The organism is Ignavibacteriales bacterium (assembly GCA_026390575.1).
Lineage (GTDB): Bacteria > Bacteroidota > Ignavibacteria > UBA10030 > UBA10030 > Fen-1298.
Map to the genome: position 1 here is coordinate 410,178 of JAPLFR010000016.1, position 18,775 is coordinate 428,952.

The window sequence follows — 18,775 nt, forward strand, 5'->3', positions numbered from 1 at the left end:
ATTCATTTTTACAAATACTCTGTTAGTTTTCAGTTATTAGCCACCAGTTATCAGTCCTTTTTTTTATCTGATCACTGAATACTGACAACTGATAACTGATAACTTTTCTACCAATCTTTCTCCACTTTCACATGCACTGCTTCCCGCTTGCGAAGATTCTTCTGAACTTCCTTTTCGTTATTGCGCATTGCATCCAAAATCCTATCAGCTTCCTGCTTCGGCATTTGATTCTTCTTCTGAACTTGTTGGCGTGTTTGATCTTGCTTTGCTTCTTCTTGCTTTTGCTGCTGGCTCTGTTTTTGATTCTGCTGTTGGTTCTGTTGCTGATCCTGCTGCTGGTTTTGTTTTTGCTGATCCTGTTTTTGATCTTTATTCTGTTGTTTTTGTTGCTGCTGTTGTGCTAATTTTGCGCGCGCCATTTGCAAGTTGTAGCGTGTGTCTTCATCGTTCGGATTCAAGCGAAGCGATTGCTTATACGCATTGATCGCTTCCTGATATTTATTGGATTGATAGAACGAGTTTCCAGTATTGTAATACATTGCGGCACGTTCTTCCGGTGATTTCATCGAAACACCTGAGTTGCCATATTCCCGCATCGCTTCATCGAACCGCTGCTGTTTATAATACGAATTTCCCAGATTAAATTGCGCTTCTTTCGATTTCGGATTTTTCTCTAATGCTTTTTTGTAATCGACTTCAGCATCAGTGTATTTGCTTTTATCATACATATGATTGCCTTCATTAATGTGAGAACGGACCGTCTGAGCTGTCGCAGGTGCCGAGAAAACTGCAAACAGCAACACTGTTACCGCAGCAGGCAGAAGTTTTTTAAACCATTTGGCCAGTTTAGTCCGTCTTTCAGAAAGCATTATTTCGAAAATTAATAATAAAATCGCGAATGCTAATGGATATTGATACCGCGTTTCATATCCCGTGATTTGTTTTGTTCCGAATTCTACTTTTTCTAACGACGCTAATTCTTTAAAAATGTCTTCAATCTCATTGCCGCCGCTTGTCGCACGGTGATAGGATCCCCCGGTCGCAGCCGCAATTTGCTGCAGCATTGTTTCATCTAATTTCGACAGGACAATACTTCCCGATTGATCGCGCTTATAATCAACACGAACACCGTTTTGATTGAGAACGGGAATTGGTCCGCCCTCGGGTGTTCCCATGCCAATAGAATACACACGCACACCGGCTTTTTTCGCGTCTTCTACTGCGCCCATGACATCACCTTCGGTATTTTCACCATCGGAAACAACCACAATAGCTTTCTGCGTGGGCACATCTTTAGAAAAAGATTTTAGCGCAACCTCTATAGCACTGCCGATCATCGTGCCAGGTACGGGTACTGCATCAACATCGATAGCAGAGAGAAATAAATCCGCCGCAGTGTAATCAGCGGTCAGTGGAAATTGCACAAACGCATCACCTGCAAAAACGACCATACCGACGCGATCACCGGAAAGTTTTCGTAATAGTTCCGATACATCACGCTTCGCTTTTTCTAATCTGTTTGGACGAATGTCTTCTGACTTCATACTCAGAGAAACATCCAAGGCGACAAACAGATCGATGCCTTCGCGTTTTACTTCTTCCAGACGAGTTCCAACTTGCGGATTTGCGACTGCAAGAATCAAACATGCTAGCGCAAGCGACACGAGCGTTTGTTTTATGATGCGCATTGCCAGACTTGCTTCGGGCGCAAGCTGTGGAATGAGAACTGCACCAACGAACCGGCGCAGCTGTTTCCTCTGCCATAGATTGAGAAAGAAGAATCCAACGCCAAGTGCTGGAATCAAAAGCAAGAACCAAAGATATTCAGGATGTTCGAAACGTAGCATAAAGTTATCAGTTGTCAGTGTTCAGTTCTAAGCATTTAGCAATTAGCGTTTAGCTATTGGCTTTACTTTTTGAATGAGAGCATTCAACATTTTTCGCACTACAATAATTTCTTGTTCCAGTTCCTCATACTGTTGTGTTTTTAAATAACCTAAATCATGAGATAGTAAAACTTGATATTCCAATTCACTTGATGAACCCATTGCGATAATAAGAAATCGATGAAACTCTGTGTCACCAGCTCTTCCACATCCTTCAGCTATATTCGTTGGAATAGAAGAACTGGATCTTCGCATTTGACTTGTCAACCCGAATTTTTCTTCTTTCGGAAACTGACATGTAATTTTGTATACTTCTATAACTAGTTCGTGTGCCCGTTTCCATACCTCTAGATTCCTATAATCTTTCATAGGCGTTTTTCTTAATTACAGATTCCTCATGCTAATCGCCAATTGCCAACGGCTGACAGCTCTTATGGATTTCTCCTCAACACAGTAACGCTCAATCCAACCTCGATCAGCACTGCTAACAATCCCGCCAACAACCATCCGCCGTATAATTCTGAGTACCGTTTGTAGGCAGTTACTTCAATCTTTGTTCGTTCAAGCTGATCGATTTCTTTATAGATTGCTTTCAATTTTCGATTGTCTGTAGCTCGATAATATTTTCCACCGGTCATATCTGCAACCTGCGTCAGTCCTTTTTCATCCAGATCGACGGGGATTAATTGCCTGCGAATTCCAAATGGCGTCTGCACCGGGTATGGCGCCTCACCCTGTGCACCGACGCCAACCGTATAAATTCGAATGCCGTACGTTGCCGCAATCCTTGCCGCAGTGATCGGATCAATCTCACCGCGATTGTTCACACCATCCGTTAGCAAAATCATGACTTTACTTTTTGCTTTGCTGTCTTTCAATCGATTCACACCGTTGGCAATGGCGAGCCCGATGGCAGTACCATCGGCAATCATTCCGTTCTTCACTTCACGCAACAAGTTTTTGAGTACAGGATAATCTGTTGTGAGCGGGCATTGCGTGAAACTTTCCGCGGAAAACACGACAAGTCCGATGCGATCATTTGTACGTGCGTCGATAAATTCCGATGCAACTTGCTTTGCCGCTTCAATGCGGTTCGGATTGAAATCTTCCGCTAACATACTGCCGGAAAGATCAAGTTCCAGTACGATATCGATTCCCTCAGTTGAAATATTCTGTTTGTCTGATACTGACTGCGGACGCGCAAGCGCAATAATAAAAGCTGCAATTGCCAGCAAGCGCAGGGCAAGAGGAACATGGCGCAATCGCACTTGCCATGTGTGCGGAATGTTTTTAAAAATCTGAAGCGACGAGAATTGCAGTGTCACAGTGAATTTCTTACGGCGCCACCAAAGGTAATAGCCGATTGCCGGCAACAACAGCAAGAGCCACAGAAACATCGGATTGGCAAACTTATCACCCAACATCGGCAGTGGCCTCCAGCAGTCGCGTCTCGGTTGCAACCGGCGCTTTTGGCACCATCATCCGTACAATTTCGTATGCCGAGCGTATTTCATTTTCATGCTCGGCAGGTGAAGGTTCGTACTTTGCAAATTTTACCAAATCCGCAGTAATAAAGAACGATTCCATTTCTTTCCACACCTTCAATGCATCCGGAATGTGTTTCATCTGAGTAAGAATTTCGTCTGTCGTCAACTCCAACGCGATGATGTCCCATCGCCGCTCAAAGAAGTACCGAATAATTTCAGTTACTTCCGAATAGTATTGTTTTACCATTCCCTGCTGCCAAAGTTTCTTTTCTTCGAGCACACGCAGCGCTGTCAGCGCTTCACGGTGCGGCGGAATTATTACTTTGATAGTTGCAAGCAAATCCTGTTGTTGTTTTTTCTTCCGCCGGTAATAATAGAATCCACCGGCAAGCGCTGCAAGAACAAGAAACGCGATAAGATAGGGCAAAAAATCTTCAAACAGCCAAGGCGCACTCATCGGCGGTTTGATATCTTTGATGTCGCCTTTAGGATCGATCGCAACACCTGTGATATTCAACATCAGCGAATTGGTAAACGCCTTTTGTGTGCCGGTGTCCCCTTTCACTTTGTAACTAAACTCGATGGGCGGCAGAAATACTTTTCCAGAGTCAATCGTCGTTAATCGAATTAACCACGTTGGTTCTGTCCCTTTCCGTTCTACTGTTACAACTTCAAATAAGCCGATACTGTCTTTCACTACAGGCGCAATTGTATCGATCGGCGTATCACACTTACCTTCCACGTGCACATCGATCCAACTGCCAAGCCGAAAAGTATCCACTTCTATTTTAGCAGTCAGGCGGAGTGGCTGGGCAAACACCGTGCTTGAAAGAAGAAAGAAACAAAAGAGTGCTTTTCTCACCATCAACTTCTTCTTTCCCTTAATTTGAAAAAGTCTGCCAACGGTTTGATATAAGGTTGATCAAGCCGAATGAGGACATCGTCTAAGCGTGATTTGACAAACAGCGACTTACGTGCTTCCTGTGTCCGTTCACCTAACTGTTTATAGAGAAATCGAACTTGTGCATCGGATGTATTCACAAGTCTGGTCGCGCCGGATTCGGCATCACGCAAATCAATAAGACCAACATTGGGCAGTTCATTCTCGCGCGGATCTTGTAAAACAACGCCGATGAGATCGTGACGCTTACCGGCGATACGCAGAGCCGCTTCATAATGAGTATCCATAAAATCGGAAAGAACAAATACGATACTGCGTTTTTTCTGGACATGATTAAGATATTCCAACGCTGTTTTGATGCTTGTTGCCGGGCGTGCAGGTTCAAACGATAACAGTTCGCGGACAATTCGCAGGGCATGGCCGCGGCCTTTGCGCGGCGGCACAAATTTTTCAATCCGGTCGGTGAAAAGGATCAATCCAACTTTATCATTATTTTTCATTGCGGAAAATGCAAGGATAGCACTCAGCTCAAGAGCTGTGTCCCGTTTCAACGCAGATTGCGAACCGAAAAACTGCGAGCCGCTCATATCGACCACTAACATCACTGTCAGTTCACGTTCTTCCTCAAAAATCTTGACGAACGGATGATTGAACCGCGCAGTCACATTCCAATCAATCATTCGCATGTCATCACCAAACTGGTACTCGCGTACTTCTGAAAATTCCATGCCGCGTCCTTTAAAGACGGAATGGTACTCACCGGAGAAGACCTGGTTCACCAGTCCCCGTGTTCGAATTTCCAGTTGTCTGACTTTTTTAAGAAGCTCTTTCGTTTCCATGTAGCTATCAGTTGTCAGTTATCAGTTATCAGTTATCAGTCCATCGATAGAATGTCAAAACGTTTTTCAATCAACAAATCACTCATTCTCCGCGAAAGCGGATGCGCCTTTGACGCAGAAAATCACAAAATTGTCTATGGAACTTCCACATGATTTAAAATTTCCATTACCACTTGCTCCGGCGTAATTTCTTCCGCTTCAGCTTCGTAGGTGACAGCAATACGGTGACGCATGACATCGGGGCAGATCGCACGCACATCTTCAGGGATGACGTAGCCACGCCGCTTGATAAACGCATGCGCTTTTGATGCAAGCGCCAAATTGATGGACGCACGCGGCGATGCACCATAACTAATCAACGGTGCGAGTTTATCTAATTTAAAATTCTTCGGTTCACGGGTCGCAAAGACGATATCAAGAATGTACCGTTCAATCTTCTCGTCCATATACACTTGTTTTACCACTTCGCGTGCGGAGAGAATATCTTTGGTGGATACAACATGCTTCACGACTTTATCGTCGCCGGCTATATTCTGCCGCATAATTTTCAATTCTTCCTCGCGTGATGGGTAACCGATTTTTATTTTCAGCATAAATCGATCGACTTGCGCTTCGGGAAGTGGATAGGTCCCTTCTTGTTCAATGGGATTTTGGGTCGCAAGTACGAGGAATGGTTCTTCTAATTTATACGTCTCTTCGCTAATTGTTATTTGACGTTCCTGCATCGCTTCGAGCAAAGCACTTTGCACTTTCGCGGGTGCACGGTTGATTTCATCGGCAAGAATGAAATTTGCAAAGATAGGCCCTTTGCGCGTAAAGAATTTTCCATCTTTTTGATTGTAAATCATCGTCCCGATAAGATCGGCAGGCAGTAAATCCGGCGTGAATTGCACACGCTGAAATTTTGCATTGATTGCTGCCGCCAGCGTTTTAATGGCAAGTGTTTTCGCCAGTCCGGGCACGCCTTCCAACAGAACATGGCCGTTGCACAGCAAGCCAATGAGCAATCGATCCACCATATGTTTTTGGCCGACGATAACTTTGCCGACTTCCGATGTCAGCGATTCGACAAATGCGCTTTCGCGCTGAATCATTTCGTTGATGGTTTTGATATCCACGCTTTTTTCCTCCAGCATAATTGACAAATTCTTAACTTAATACAGACGAAGAAAAGACTTCATCTGTTCCCATAAATTCTTACGAAAACGAATCGAGCCACGCGACAAATTCAAAAATGAACCTGCGGGCGGCTCGGCGGCACTCTGTTCAGCAACCGTAAGAAATGTACAAAGAAATCATTCGCGATGCAACGAACCCTCCGAGTAAGATTATCCCGAATTGGAACCATCAAGCAGTATTTCACGTTTGAAATATAACGACGATGTGAAATAGTGCCGTTTGTTCGGCAGATAATCAGGGAATACATCTATGATCGCAGAAAATAATCATTCACAAAAAGTGGGATTGGTTGGAACGGGATTCGTCGGTTCATCATTTGCGTATGCATTGATGCATCGCGGTATTGCTTCAGAGCTGGTGCTCATTGATGCAAACGCAGATAAAGCAATTGGTGAAATGATGGACTTGAACCATGGACTTTCTTTTACTAAACCGATGAAAATTACAGCAGGGAATTATTCTGATCTGTCCGGTGCAAAGGTTGTCGTTATCACCGCAGGCGCTTCTCAAAAACCCGGAGAAACCCGCCTTGATCTTCTCTCTAGAAATGCTGCCATCTTTCGTTCCATTATTCCGCAAGTGGTGAAATATAATCCCAACGGTATTATTCTCATCACAACGAATCCGGTCGACATTCTCACACACATTTCGTTGAAAGAATCGAATCTGCCGCCTGCAAAACTCATCGGCTCCGGAACTATTCTTGACACCTCGCGCTTCCGGTTTTTGCTGGGACAATACTATGAAGTTGATACGCGCAGCGTGCATGCGTACATCGTAGGCGAGCATGGCGATAGTGAGATACCTTTGTGGAGTATGGCAAACATCGGCGGCGTACGTTTACAAGAATTTGCCCCGCTGAAGAATAAACAATATGATCAAGCTGAAATGAACAAGCTCTTCATCAGCGTACGGGATGCTGCATACGAAATCATCAGACGAAAAGGCGCGAGCTACTATGCCATCGGGCTTGGATTGCTTTCCATCGTTGAATCAATTCTCGGCAATTACCGTTCCGTGCTTTCCATTTCCACATTGATGACCGGACAGTACGGTGTACATGATATTTGCCTCAGCATTCCCTCCGTGGTTGGAGAAAACGGCGTTGAAGAAATATTGGCGTTGCCGATGAATACTGAAGAGCAGGAAGGATTCCGCGCATCCGCAGATAAACTTAAAACAACATTGAACAATTTACATGCGTGACATAGCTCAATGATTTGTTTCCCTCATGACAGTTCCCTGAATACAAAATCAAGCTTTAAATGGAAAGGATTGCGAGAAATGCGTACCTTCTTCTCATGAAGCATCGATATTTTATTCTCCAATTTTTCATGATACCACTTGTGTTATGCGGCTGCAATTCGTATGTTCAACGCACCGTATGGCAGTCGCTCACAAGAATCGGTGAGCCAATCCCTCCTGCTCCTCATATGATCACAACACCGATACTTCAAAACGTGAAGCTGAGTGTGTCCTGGGTCGGGCATGCAACGGTTCTTATTCAGATTTACGATAAGCTTATTATCACTGATCCGCTTTTTACAAATACCATTGGCATGGTCGTAAAACGTTTTGTCAAACCCGGGCTCGATCCGTCGCTCCTCACAAAAATGGACTTCACACTTATTTCTCATATGCATTTTGATCATCTCAGTTATGGCAGTCTTGATGTTCTTCCTAAAAACGGAACACTCGTGTTCCCGGATGGCATTGCCCGTTACGTTCCGGATTTTGGTTTTAATAAAATTAACGAACTGAAACCATGGGATGTCATCGAGAGCGATAGCGTCCACATCACCGCAGTTCCGGCACAGCACTTTACAGGCAGATACGGTTTTGATCGTGATTGGATGGGAGACATCGGGTACACTGGATATGTTATCGAATACCGAGGCATAGCTGTTTTCTTCGCGGGGGATACCGGGTACAACCCCGAACTCTTCAAAGAAATTGGCCGCCGTTTCAAAATCGATCTGGCAATTATTCCCATTGCTCCGAGTTCGGGTAACGGTGTCGGATCACGAGTGCATGTTGGTCCACTTGGGGCATTGGCAATTTTCAAAGATGTCGGTGCTACGTTTATGATGCCAATCCATTTCGGCACAATGCTTTTTGGATCCACTGCAAATCCGGAAAATCCGCTTGAGCTGCTTCGTGCAGCTGCAGCAAATCAAGGAATTTCCAATCGGATTGTCAGACTGGAGATCGGCGAACAACGGGTCCTTTATTAATATATGAGCATGGAGTAATGCGTAATTAAATTACCAATTGATTTCTTCTTCTTTCTTCCTAAATTGCTGTTTATAGTTATAAAATTGCGCACACGAAAGTTATGCATAGTACCATTGTTCGGAGAAAGACATGACTATTATCAAACCACCGAGGTTACGTAAGGGCGGCACTATTGGTCTCATTGCGCCGGCAAGTACTCCTTCATCGGAAGAGAAGATTGAGAAAGGCGCCGCCTATCTTGAGCAGCTCGGTTATCGCGTGAAGTTTGGCGAACACATTCGCAATACGCATGGCTATCTTGCCGGAACGGATGAAGAGCGGACCGCAGACTTCAACACAATGGTACGAGATAAAGATGTGAACGCCATTTTTGCTATTCGCGGCGGATACGGCACACCACGCATTCTTCAAACGATTGATTACCGTTCGCTGAAACAAAATCCCAAAATAATTGTCGGATACAGCGATATTACGGCCATGCACCTTGCCATCTTCCGCAAGATTGGATTGGTAACATTTTCCGGACCGATGACTGGCACAGATATGTGGAAGGATTTTGACCCTTACACCGAAGAACATTTTTGGCGGCTGCTCACATCAATAAAAAAGATTGGCATAATGAAAAATCCGAGCGATGAACCTTTGAACATACTGAAACACGGTAAAGCACATGGACGATTGCTCGGCGGTAATTTTTCACTGACTGCGTGCCTTATGGGAACACAATTTTTGCCGGAATTGCGCGGTTCAATTCTATTTCTTGAAGATGTAGAAGAAGCGCCGCATCGTATTGATCGAATGTTAGCGCAGTTGCTCAACGCCGGAATTTTGCAGGAACTTGCTGGATTGGTGTTTGGAAAATTCACAGATTGCAATCCGAGCAACCCTTCCGAGCCGCATCTTACTCTCACGCAGATACAAAAAGAATATGCCGAGAAAATAATATGTCCCGTCATTGCTAATTTTCAATACGGCCATGTTCCCCGCAAACTGACGGTGCCAATTGGACTTCAAGCAATGCTCGACTCCCAGCGTAACCGGATTGAAGTGATAGAAAGTGGGGTTCTCTAAGGTAAAGGATGGTTGATGTGAGACGAGAGATTTCAAGAATCGATAACAGGAACAATTTCACAGTGCCAGTTGTTCGGATTCACATATAAGCCCAACAACATTCCGTAAAAAGAGGAGCAAATTATGAATCCAGCAAACGTTAATTGGCTTGCAGTTCTAGTTTCCACTATCAGTTCATTTATCATAGGGGCGCTTTGGTATTCGCCGGTACTATTTGGCAAGGTATGGGCAAAGGTAAATAACCTGACTGATAATCAGATTCGTGCGGGCAACAAGGCAAAAATCTTTGGTGTATCATTTCTTTTGACTTTCTTCGCTGCCGTCAATCTTGGCTTCTTTCTCGCTGATCCGTCTATCAATGCTGTGAACGGAACGCTCTATGGATTTCTTACCGGCTTTGGCTGGGTGTTACCGGCATTCGGTGTCGTCGCAATGTTTGAGTTGAAAAGCTGGACATGGATTCTAATAAATGGTTTCTATTGGGTCGTCTCATTTACCGTCATGGGATTGATATTCGGCGTATGGAAATAAATTAGTTCTTAGTTTTTCTTCTTTCATATACTGCGTTGTTCAAACGGGATATATCATTTTAAACAATTATTTTTCCTCCCTCGGCTTTGATTGCAGATCGCTTAAGAAGTATGTACTTTAGTTGTGTTCAATTTCAGGTAATGAAAACTAATTTGAACATACAACTCGTATGAACTTTCAAAAACACTCCATCCTTACCACACTTTCCTCCAAAACCGATCCGAAGAATGTCGAAGGGATGACACGGTACGAATTGCTCCGATGGTGCTGCATGGTATGAAGGACTGATCTATCATTCGGATCGCGGTGTTCACGATTGTTACGTGGTCTCTGTGTAACTGATGCACCAACCTGGTGTGCGGTTGAGCATGAAAGAAACAGCCAATTCGTATGATAATGCTCTTGCAGAACAGGTTAACGGAATTCTCAAGACCGGGTTTCTATAAAACGAAATGTTGCAAGCAGTGCACGATGCCCAGCGTACGGCTCAAGAAGCAATCGAGACGTACAATAACGTGAGACTACACTTGCGTTTAGGTCTCTGACACCTTCGATGCAATATGCGCCATAATTGTGTTATCAATATATGCCGATTATTCAAAAAGAAATTTGTATTATTATATGTTAACTTTTTTAGGATGATACATCTACGGGGATGCTTTCTTTTCTAGCTTACAAAAACTGACTATTATTAATATTAGGATAGACAATACAATGACTCAAGATCCACACCACACTCTTAAAGATATTAAGCCCACAATGGATTTCTTTGTGGGAATAGATTCCGACGGTTGTGTATTCGATACGATGGAAATAAAACATAAAGAATGTTTTTGCCCAAACTTTATTAGGTATTGGGAATTACAGAATATTTCTAAGTATGCGCGTGAGGCATGGGATTTTGTGAATTTGTACTCTCAGACGAGAGGATGCAACCGGTTCCATGCAGTTATAGAATCGCTTCGTTTGCTTGCTGAACGAAAGGAGGTAAGGGCACGCGGTGCAAAACTTCCGGATGTTACTCCTTTGATTGAATGGGTAAAGAAAGAAACAAAACTTGGTAATCCCGCACTCGCGCGCTATGCAAAAGAAGTAAATAATCCAATTATCGATAGAGCCCTTGCATGGTCGAATGGAGTCAACAAATCAATCAGTGAAATAGTCTATGGCATTCCTCCCTTTCCATGGGTTCGTGAATCCCTTGTGAAGTTTAATGAACATGCTGATGTCATAGTTGTTTCTCAAACTCCAGGCGAGGCGCTGAATCGTGAGTGGGTAGAACATAACATCGATAAATATGTTAAAATTATTTGCGGGCAGGAGTATGGCACAAAGTCCGAGCATATTCAATACGCCGCAAAAGGAAAATATCCCGATGATAAAGTATTGATGGTCGGTGATGCTCCAGGAGATATGCAGGCGGCAAAATCAAATGGTGCGCTGTTCTATCCGATCAATCCTGGACATGAAGAGGATTCTTGGGAACAATTATACAAAGAAGGCATCGACCGCTTTATTAAAGGTTCGTTTGCAGGTACGTATGAGAAAAAGTTGATTGAAGAATTCAACACGTGCTTACCGAACACACCGAATTGGGTCTAAAGTTAATATTTTCTGAAATATAAATTGTTCGTGAGCATGAGAATAGGAATAGTTTTTTCATGAATGTACTATATAGGTATCTACAAGTACAGAATGGTAAAAGGAAATCTTAATGAATTTTTCGAAATTATTTAAGACGGAAGACGGTAAAAACTATTTCTTTACGTTTGCACTTGTAAGCACACTGTTCTTGTTGTGGGGTATCTGTAATGGAATGATTGACGTTATGGATAAGCACTTCCAGGAAGAGTTACACTTGACCTTATCTCAATCTACCTGGGTGCAATTCGCGCACTATTTGGGCTACTTTTTAATGTCGATGCCCGCCGGATGGCTGGCGGTAAAGTTAGGTTACAAGGGAGGTATCATTACCGGTTTGCTCATGGTTGCTGTGGGCGGTCTGTGGTTTATTCCCGCAACGCATATAGCGTCGTTCTGGGCGTTCTTGATAGGTGTTTGCATTATTGCTTCCGGTCTTACATTTCTCGAGACCATAGCTAATCCCTATACGACCGTACTTGGACCGAAGCAATACGGAGCCACGCGTATTAATCTTGCCCAGTCCTGCAATGGCATCGGTTGGATTCTTGGTCCGATTGCCGGAGGCTTATTCTTTTATTCCAAGAACGAAGCAGGGCAAAGCACCGGAAGTCAGACACTGTGGATTCCTTATGCTGCTGTTGCTGGAGTAGTTATTGTTCTGGCAATCATTTTCTACTTTGCCAATGTTCCTGACATCAAGAGCGAGGATGATTACCACTTAGACGACAAAGATGCTCATACCGGTGCTGCAAGGATTCCCGAAAGACAAGTCAACCGCGGACTTATTTATTTCTTGCTGCTGCTCAATGTTGCTGTGCTTATCGGCGTTTTCGGAATGATCCTCTGGGTGTTACTCGGAACTTTCGGTGCAAGTGAATCTGTCATGAGTAGCACACTATGGATTGGATGTAGTGCGTCGCTCATCATCGCTGCCGCGGTGCTTATCCAAACTGCAAAAAAGATTTCGCATCACAGCATCTGGTCACATCCGCACTTTTCATCGGCAACGCTTGCACAATTTTTCTACGTCGCCGCCCAGGCAGGCATTTTCAGTTTCTTGATCAATTACATGACATCAGAAGTCCCCGCTCTTCCTGAATCCTTGACATCGGGATGGATGCAGAATTGGTTTGAAATCAAAGACGGCATTTATCATTTCAGCAACCAAGGTGCTGCCAACCTGGCGTCGTTAGGTTTTTTCTTCTTCCTCGCAGGACGGTTTTCTGGCGCTGCTATTCTTAAAAAATTCTCTGCTCATAAAGTGCTTGGCTTGTATGGAATTTTTAACGTGGTGATATGTTTCTTGATTTTCTTGAAGCTGGGCTGGCTCTCTGTGGTGTGCGTGTTCTTGTGCTACTTTTTCATGTCGATTATGTTCCCAACCATCTTTGCACTTGGCATCTTCGGTCTTGGTACTCGGGCGAAGAAAGCATCCTCCTTCATCGTCATGGCAATCATGGGCGGTGCCATCCTGCCTAAATTGATGGGGCACATTGCCGACCAATACGGCATGTCTCGTGGTTTTATCGTCCCGCTTTTCTGCTTCGCAATAATCACTTTATATGCCTACTACTGGCCTAAACTGAGTAAGGCAGATGGACTGGTCGATTTCTCCTCAACCAAGGAACAGTAATCGACTACGCACTTTGGTATGATGCCGGTGCTGATAAGAATGATCGTTGAAGAAGGATTTAAGCGGATTGGATTTGTACATCCGAATATTTTCGGAAATACTTATACTTAATATAAACCTACTATTGCAAAGTGGTAATTCCTTTATCGAAAAAGAACTCCAGCTTGACAGTGCCACTATGCATCGATCTGGTTAGCTGAGAGTTTGAGATTTTCTCAGTCAGGTCGGCAATCATTGTTTGGCCTGAATTTTAGATTCCTTTGATCAAGTTTGCAGCTTCTTTTACAAGAGCAGTAATTTCCTTGAATTGGCCGTTCGAGATCATCTCTTTTGTCACCATCCAGCTTCCTCCACAAGCAAATACTTGTTTCAAGGAAAGATAATCACGGACATTCTTCGGACCAATGCCGCCTGTGGGAATAAATTTAATCATGCCATAAGGTGCACTGATTGCTTTCAATGTTTTCAAGCCGCCGTAGGCTTCTGCAGGGAAAAACTTAAAAATATTCAAGCCGTGCTCAAGACCTATTTCAATTTCTGTTGGAGTACAAATTCCAGGGGTAATCGGAATTTTATTATCGACGCAATACATTACAACTTTTGGATTGAGACCGGGAGACACAATAAACGTTGCACCAGAATCGATGGCTAATTTTACTTGATCGACCGAAAGAACAGTTCCTGCTCCAAGACAAATTTCTTTATACGTTGAAATACGCTTAATCGATTCTGCCGCTGCGGCAGTCCGGAACGTTACTTCAGCGCAAGGCAATCCGCCGGCAATCAGAGCTTCTGCTAGCGGTTCGGCATTTTTTGCATCTTCCAAAATAACGACAGGCACCAATCGTATTTCGCCAATCCTTTTTAAAACTTCTGACATACTATAATCCCTTATGAATTGCTCATTATTCTTGATGATTCCATCATTACATCGCATTTACCGTCTTAGCATAGCCTGTACTACAAAGTATATTTTGCAGGAGAATAAATGAAAGGTTATGCAAAACGAAGATATTCAGCCCAAATCCACTCTTAGCGTACTAAAAACTCATAGAACAAATATCGTTTTCTTCCAATATCTATTTTCTTAATCCCAATTGTTTTCGTCGACCCGGTTCGAAATCTTTTTGATAATTTAATAGCGGATCGAAGATAGTTCTTTCAGTATACCCGCACTATACTCTGGAGTAATATCTCTTTGGGGTTCCGCAAGCATTTCATATCCGACCATAAATTTTTTAATACTTGCAGAACGTAACAGCGGCGGATAGAAATGCATATGAAAATGCCACTCAGCGTGGTCTTTTCCATCAGTCGGTGCCTGATGCAGCCCTGCAGAATAGGGGAACGATGTTTTAAAAAGATTATCATACTTTATTGTCAACACACTCAATGCATTGGCAAAATTCTTCTTTTCCGTATTCTTCAATTGAAGAATGTTAGAAATCCTTCTTTTAGAAATGATGATGGTTTCGTACGGCCAGATTGCCCAAAATGGAACCAGCACAACAAACGAACCGTTTTCATAGACAATTCTTTCTTTCACCTTCAATTCCAGCTTGAGATAATCCGATAGAAGGCTGCCCTTTTTTTTCGTGTAATACGATTTAAATTGCTTCAGCTCTTTCATCGGCTCCATCGGAATACTTTCCTGTGCCCAGATTTGCCCATGAGGATGAGGATTACTGTTCCCCATGAGAGAACCCTTATTCTCAAATATCTGCACATAGTTAATTCGCGGATGAGAACCTAACGAACTGAATTCATTTTGCCAGGCAGTGATGACTTCTTCTATTTCACCTTCCTGCATTTCCGCAAGAGTCAAATCGTGGCGAGGTGAAAAATTCACAACTCTGCAAATGCCTCTTTCAGACTTCATAAAAAGCAAATTATTTTTTATCGATTTACCAGAGGGAACATCTTCCAGCAAAGCAGAAAAATCATTCGTGAAAACAAATGTACCTGCATATTGAGGATTGATAGCACCATTTGCCCGTTTGTTTCCGGGGCATAAATAACAATCCGGTACGTATGGTTTTCTTTTCTCGTTGGCCGAAAGTGAAATTTCCCCCTGCCAAGGACGATTCGTCCTATGGGGAGAAACTAACACCCATTCCCCGGTAAGGATATTTTTTCTGCGATGAGGAATTTGAGATAATTCTGGCTGATTCATGTCCTACACTTTGATGATATTCGTCCCGGAACCGATCGATGTTATATAGGTTTTGAGATCTATATTGAATTGCTGTTTATACCGTTCAGTCAGCATGCTACTTACTTCTTCAACATGATTATTTTCAATGAGGTTAATCGTACATCCCCCAAATCCACCTCCCATCATCCGCGAACCATAGACTTGCGGATCGTTCTGGACCAGTTCCACCAAAAAGTCGAGTTCCTTGCAGCTTACCTCGTAGTCGCGGCTTAATCCTTCATGAGTTTTTATCATGTACTTTCCAAAAGCTTTTAAATCTCCCTGTTCCAACTCCTGACATGCATGAAGAACCCGGTCATTCTCTTCTACAACATATTTGCACCTTCGATAGATCGTTGCATCCATCTTGTCTTTGCATTTCTGGAGCATTTCTACAGAGACATCTCGCAAAGAATCCACTTCCGGATTTTTTGTTTTTATAATTACGACTCCTTCATTGCACTCTTCTCTTCTTCGATTATATTCTGACGATGCTAACGAATGCGAGACACGCGTATCAAAAAGAACAATAGAGATATTGTGAAAAGCGAATGGATAATATTTATATTCTAACGAGCGGCAGTCAATACGAAGAACATTGTCCTGCTTACCAAAAATGTTTATGTATTGGTCCATAATGCCGCACTGAACACCCACAAATACATTCTCTGCTTTCTGGGCAAATTTTACCAATGCAAGGTTATCAATTCGCAATTTGAATATAGAGTTGAGGGCAAACGCCAAACCTGCTTCGAGAGCGGCTGAAGACGACATTCCTGCACCTATGGGAATATCTCCTCCAAAGACACAGTTAAATCCTTGGATAGCACACTGCGCCTGGATAAGTTGATCCACGACACCCATCAAATAGTTCGGCCAACCCTTTGGTGAGGATGGAAGAGCATCGATCGAAAACTCGTGCTCATCGTTCATGTCCATGGCAACCACAATACAGCGCCGATCTTTTCGTGGAGCAATCGCAAAATAAATGGATTTGTCAACAGCCGCCGGAAGAACATACCCTTTGTTATAATCCGTATGTTCACCGATAAGATTTACTCTTCCCGGTGAACGAAACAGCATGGGTTGTTCCTTGAACTTTTGCTGAAAGACGGATTCGACAGATTTTGCAAGGCTCATGATTTTCTTACCTTGTTTGTTTTCTCATTTTAAAATACAGACCGCCTCCAAAAAGAATCATAAGGCCTCCCCACCATAAATTGGGATGCGTCTCAGCCAATACTGTTTTGACAGCAGGGGGATTAAAAAAAATGTAGATCCCGCTGCAAAAGACCAATCCTCCGATCACCAGGATTATCAATCCGACAAAATACCAAATGGGTTTCATTCCTTGCTCAGACATAGTGTTTCTCCTTGATTACCAAAACCAAATATTCAATAAAATAAAGACGATCAAAGAAATAATCGCATAGAATTCCGGCCTCTTCATGAACGGGATATCCTGATCGAGTTTCTCCTTGGTTAATCCTTTCACCAATCCGACGAGTTCTTCTTTCGGTCTCTTTTTTGTAAACAGGCTTACGAGAATTGTTACAACAGCGCAAATCAGCCAAGCCCACCATGCACGCCAGAAGTTTGCTGCCATGTCGCTCTGCACACTCGACAGGGTAATGATACTTTCTGCAAACCAATGGAATTTTACTGCCATGTACATAAAGAATGATGAAGACATACCAGCGATGAGTCCCCAAAAAGCACCATCCGGTGTTATCCACCAGAGAAACATTCCAAGCAGCATGGTTGCAAACAGCGGTGCATTCACCCACGAGAAGATTGCCTGCATATAATCCATAATACTGGGAAAACCTTTTGCCCAGTACGCAGTCACCAGAGAAAGAATGACACCGACAATTGTTGATGCCCGTCCCATCCAGAGAAGGTGTGCGTCGGATGCTTTTCTGTTCAACACGGATTTATAGATATCATAGGTCCATACTGTATTAAAAGCACTGATGTTCCCTGCCTGTCCTGCCATAAATCCAGCCAGCAATGCTGTCACTCCTAAGCCAACTAATCCCGGCGGATAGTATCGTGCTATCAACAGCGGCAGCGCAGAGTCGTAATTCGCCTGTCCTCCATCTTGCAGTAATTTGAATCCGCTTTTTGGATCGATCGAAAGAGCGATGGCAATCAATCCTGCAAGAATCACAATAAAGGGCAATGCCATCTTAAAAAATGATGCAAGTATCGGAGTTATGCGTGCCGAACGTAAATCTTTTGCAGAAAACGCACGTTGAACAACAAGAAAATCTGTTGTCCAATAGCCAAAGGATAAGACGAATCCAAGACCAAGGACGATACCGCCCCAATGAACGAGCATACCGTTCAGGTTCGGGTTTGAGGAGGTCGACCAAAGAGTAGTAAAAGATATATGTCCGTAAATTGGATCCGCATTTATCCGTGCCAAAATTTCGCTGAGACTTCCAATCTCGATGATCCCAAGAACCGAAACAAGAAATAATCCAAACCAAATCAAAAAGAACTGAATGATTTCTGTGAAGATCGCCGACAGCAAGCCGCTCAAGGTGACATATCCTGCCACCGTAATGGCCGATGCCCACATGCTGTAATCCCAATTCCAACCCAGGAATGTATGAAGAACAAGAGCCATAGCGTAGAGATTGATGCCAGAAACAAGGAGTGTCATGATAGCAAAGGAAATACCGTTGAGTACTCTTGTCTTTTCATCAAAACGGAGTTTGAGATATCCGGGGATAGAATTGATTTTACTGCTGTAATAGAAAGGCATCATATAAATGCCAAGAAAAAGCATAGCAGGAATGGCACCTATCCAATAGAAATGGGCAACATACATTCCATACTTGAACGTATTCCCGGTCATACCGAGTAATTCAAGCGCCCCCAGGTTTGCTGAAAGGAATGCAAGACCGGCAACCCAAGCAGAATTTTTTCTTCCTGCAAGAAAGAAATCTTCTTGACTTTTCGTATATCGCCGAAGATACAAACCGATACCAAGCACAAAAGCAAAATAGATGAAGATGATAATCCAATCTATCAGAGTGAGTCCTATCGCTTCCATTCTATTTTCCTTCTGAAATAATAAAATATATTGTTGTGGACGCTACCTTTGTGAATCAATTAAGAAAATCAATGGATTCTTTTTATTAATCATCCTTATCATCTGCGATGCCCC

The 18,775-nt window shown here is 43.3% G+C and carries 17 protein-coding genes; 6 read left to right on the forward strand and 11 right to left on the reverse strand.

Going from position 1 to position 18,775, the window contains the following annotated elements:
* Window positions 1–107 precede the first annotated feature (107 nt).
* The 6 genes from NTX44_14675 to NTX44_14700 form a co-directional block, all read right to left on the reverse strand.
* A complete protein-coding gene (locus NTX44_14675) occupies window positions 108–1,847 on the reverse strand; it encodes a VWA domain-containing protein (GenBank protein ID MCX6122853.1) in 1,740 nt (579 codons plus the stop codon).
* A 42-nt stretch (window positions 1,848–1,889) separates the two neighbouring features.
* Window positions 1,890–2,255, reverse strand: a complete 366-nt coding sequence (locus NTX44_14680) for a four helix bundle protein (GenBank protein MCX6122854.1) — start codon at window positions 2,253–2,255, stop codon at window positions 1,890–1,892.
* Window positions 2,256–2,317: 62 nt separating this feature from the next.
* Window positions 2,318–3,310 (reverse strand): VWA domain-containing protein, encoded by a 993-nt coding sequence (locus NTX44_14685; protein MCX6122855.1) that lies wholly within the window; start codon window positions 3,308–3,310, stop codon window positions 2,318–2,320.
* Window positions 3,300–4,238, reverse strand: a complete 939-nt coding sequence (locus tag NTX44_14690) for a hypothetical protein (GenBank protein MCX6122856.1) — start codon at window positions 4,236–4,238, stop codon at window positions 3,300–3,302. Before NTX44_14690 ends, NTX44_14685 begins: the two co-directional genes overlap by 11 nt.
* Complete coding sequence (locus NTX44_14695) at window positions 4,238–5,113, reverse strand: DUF58 domain-containing protein (protein ID MCX6122857.1); 876 nt, start codon at window positions 5,111–5,113, stop codon at window positions 4,238–4,240. The genes NTX44_14690 and NTX44_14695 overlap by 1 nt, the downstream gene beginning before the upstream one ends.
* A 134-nt stretch (window positions 5,114–5,247) precedes the next feature.
* Window positions 5,248–6,231 (reverse strand): MoxR family ATPase, encoded by a 984-nt coding sequence (locus tag NTX44_14700; GenBank protein ID MCX6122858.1) that lies wholly within the window; start codon window positions 6,229–6,231, stop codon window positions 5,248–5,250.
* A 310-nt stretch (window positions 6,232–6,541) separates the two neighbouring features.
* Here NTX44_14700 and NTX44_14705 point away from each other — a divergent pair, with 310 nt between their 5' ends.
* From NTX44_14705 to NTX44_14730, 6 genes are all read left to right on the forward strand, one after another.
* Window positions 6,542–7,498 carry an L-lactate dehydrogenase gene (locus NTX44_14705; protein ID MCX6122859.1) on the forward strand — a complete coding sequence of 319 codons (957 nt, stop codon included), beginning with the start codon at window positions 6,542–6,544 and terminating at the stop codon, window positions 7,496–7,498.
* 95 nt (window positions 7,499–7,593) lie between these two features.
* Window positions 7,594–8,526 (forward strand): MBL fold metallo-hydrolase, encoded by a 933-nt coding sequence (locus NTX44_14710; GenBank protein ID MCX6122860.1) that lies wholly within the window; start codon window positions 7,594–7,596, stop codon window positions 8,524–8,526.
* A 130-nt stretch (window positions 8,527–8,656) separates the two neighbouring features.
* Window positions 8,657–9,598 carry an LD-carboxypeptidase gene (locus NTX44_14715; GenBank protein ID MCX6122861.1) on the forward strand — a complete coding sequence of 314 codons (942 nt, stop codon included), beginning with the start codon at window positions 8,657–8,659 and terminating at the stop codon, window positions 9,596–9,598.
* A gap of 123 nt (window positions 9,599–9,721) precedes the next feature.
* Window positions 9,722–10,129 (forward strand): DUF1761 domain-containing protein, encoded by a 408-nt coding sequence (locus NTX44_14720; protein ID MCX6122862.1) that lies wholly within the window; start codon window positions 9,722–9,724, stop codon window positions 10,127–10,129.
* A 714-nt stretch (window positions 10,130–10,843) separates the two neighbouring features.
* On the forward strand, window positions 10,844–11,731 hold the full coding sequence (locus NTX44_14725; protein ID MCX6122863.1) for an HAD hydrolase-like protein: 888 nt from the start codon (window positions 10,844–10,846) through the stop codon (window positions 11,729–11,731).
* 112 nt (window positions 11,732–11,843) lie between these two features.
* Window positions 11,844–13,406, forward strand: a complete 1,563-nt coding sequence (locus NTX44_14730; protein MCX6122864.1) for an MFS transporter — start codon at window positions 11,844–11,846, stop codon at window positions 13,404–13,406.
* 250 nt (window positions 13,407–13,656) lie between these two features.
* Here the strand turns inward: NTX44_14730 and NTX44_14735 are convergent, their stop codons facing one another.
* The 5 genes from NTX44_14735 to NTX44_14755 all read right to left on the reverse strand — a co-directional run bounded on the left by NTX44_14735 (window position 13,657) and on the right by NTX44_14755 (window position 18,661).
* The gene (locus NTX44_14735) at window positions 13,657–14,286 is read right to left on the reverse strand and encodes a bifunctional 4-hydroxy-2-oxoglutarate aldolase/2-dehydro-3-deoxy-phosphogluconate aldolase (GenBank protein MCX6122865.1); all 630 of its coding nucleotides are present in this window, start codon (window positions 14,284–14,286) and stop codon (window positions 13,657–13,659) included.
* A 255-nt stretch (window positions 14,287–14,541) separates the two neighbouring features.
* Window positions 14,542–15,579, reverse strand: coding sequence for a UDP-glucose--hexose-1-phosphate uridylyltransferase (locus tag NTX44_14740; GenBank protein MCX6122866.1), 1,038 nt, complete (start codon window positions 15,577–15,579; stop codon window positions 14,542–14,544).
* Window positions 15,580–15,582: 3 nt separating this feature from the next.
* A complete protein-coding gene (gene galK, locus NTX44_14745) occupies window positions 15,583–16,740 on the reverse strand; it encodes a galactokinase (GenBank protein ID MCX6122867.1) in 1,158 nt (385 codons plus the stop codon).
* Window positions 16,741–16,747: 7 nt separating this feature from the next.
* On the reverse strand, window positions 16,748–16,963 hold the full coding sequence (locus NTX44_14750; GenBank protein MCX6122868.1) for a hypothetical protein: 216 nt from the start codon (window positions 16,961–16,963) through the stop codon (window positions 16,748–16,750).
* Between the two features lie 15 nt (window positions 16,964–16,978).
* On the reverse strand, window positions 16,979–18,661 hold the full coding sequence (locus NTX44_14755) for a sodium:solute symporter family protein (GenBank protein MCX6122869.1): 1,683 nt from the start codon (window positions 18,659–18,661) through the stop codon (window positions 16,979–16,981).
* Window positions 18,662–18,775 lie beyond the last annotated feature (114 nt).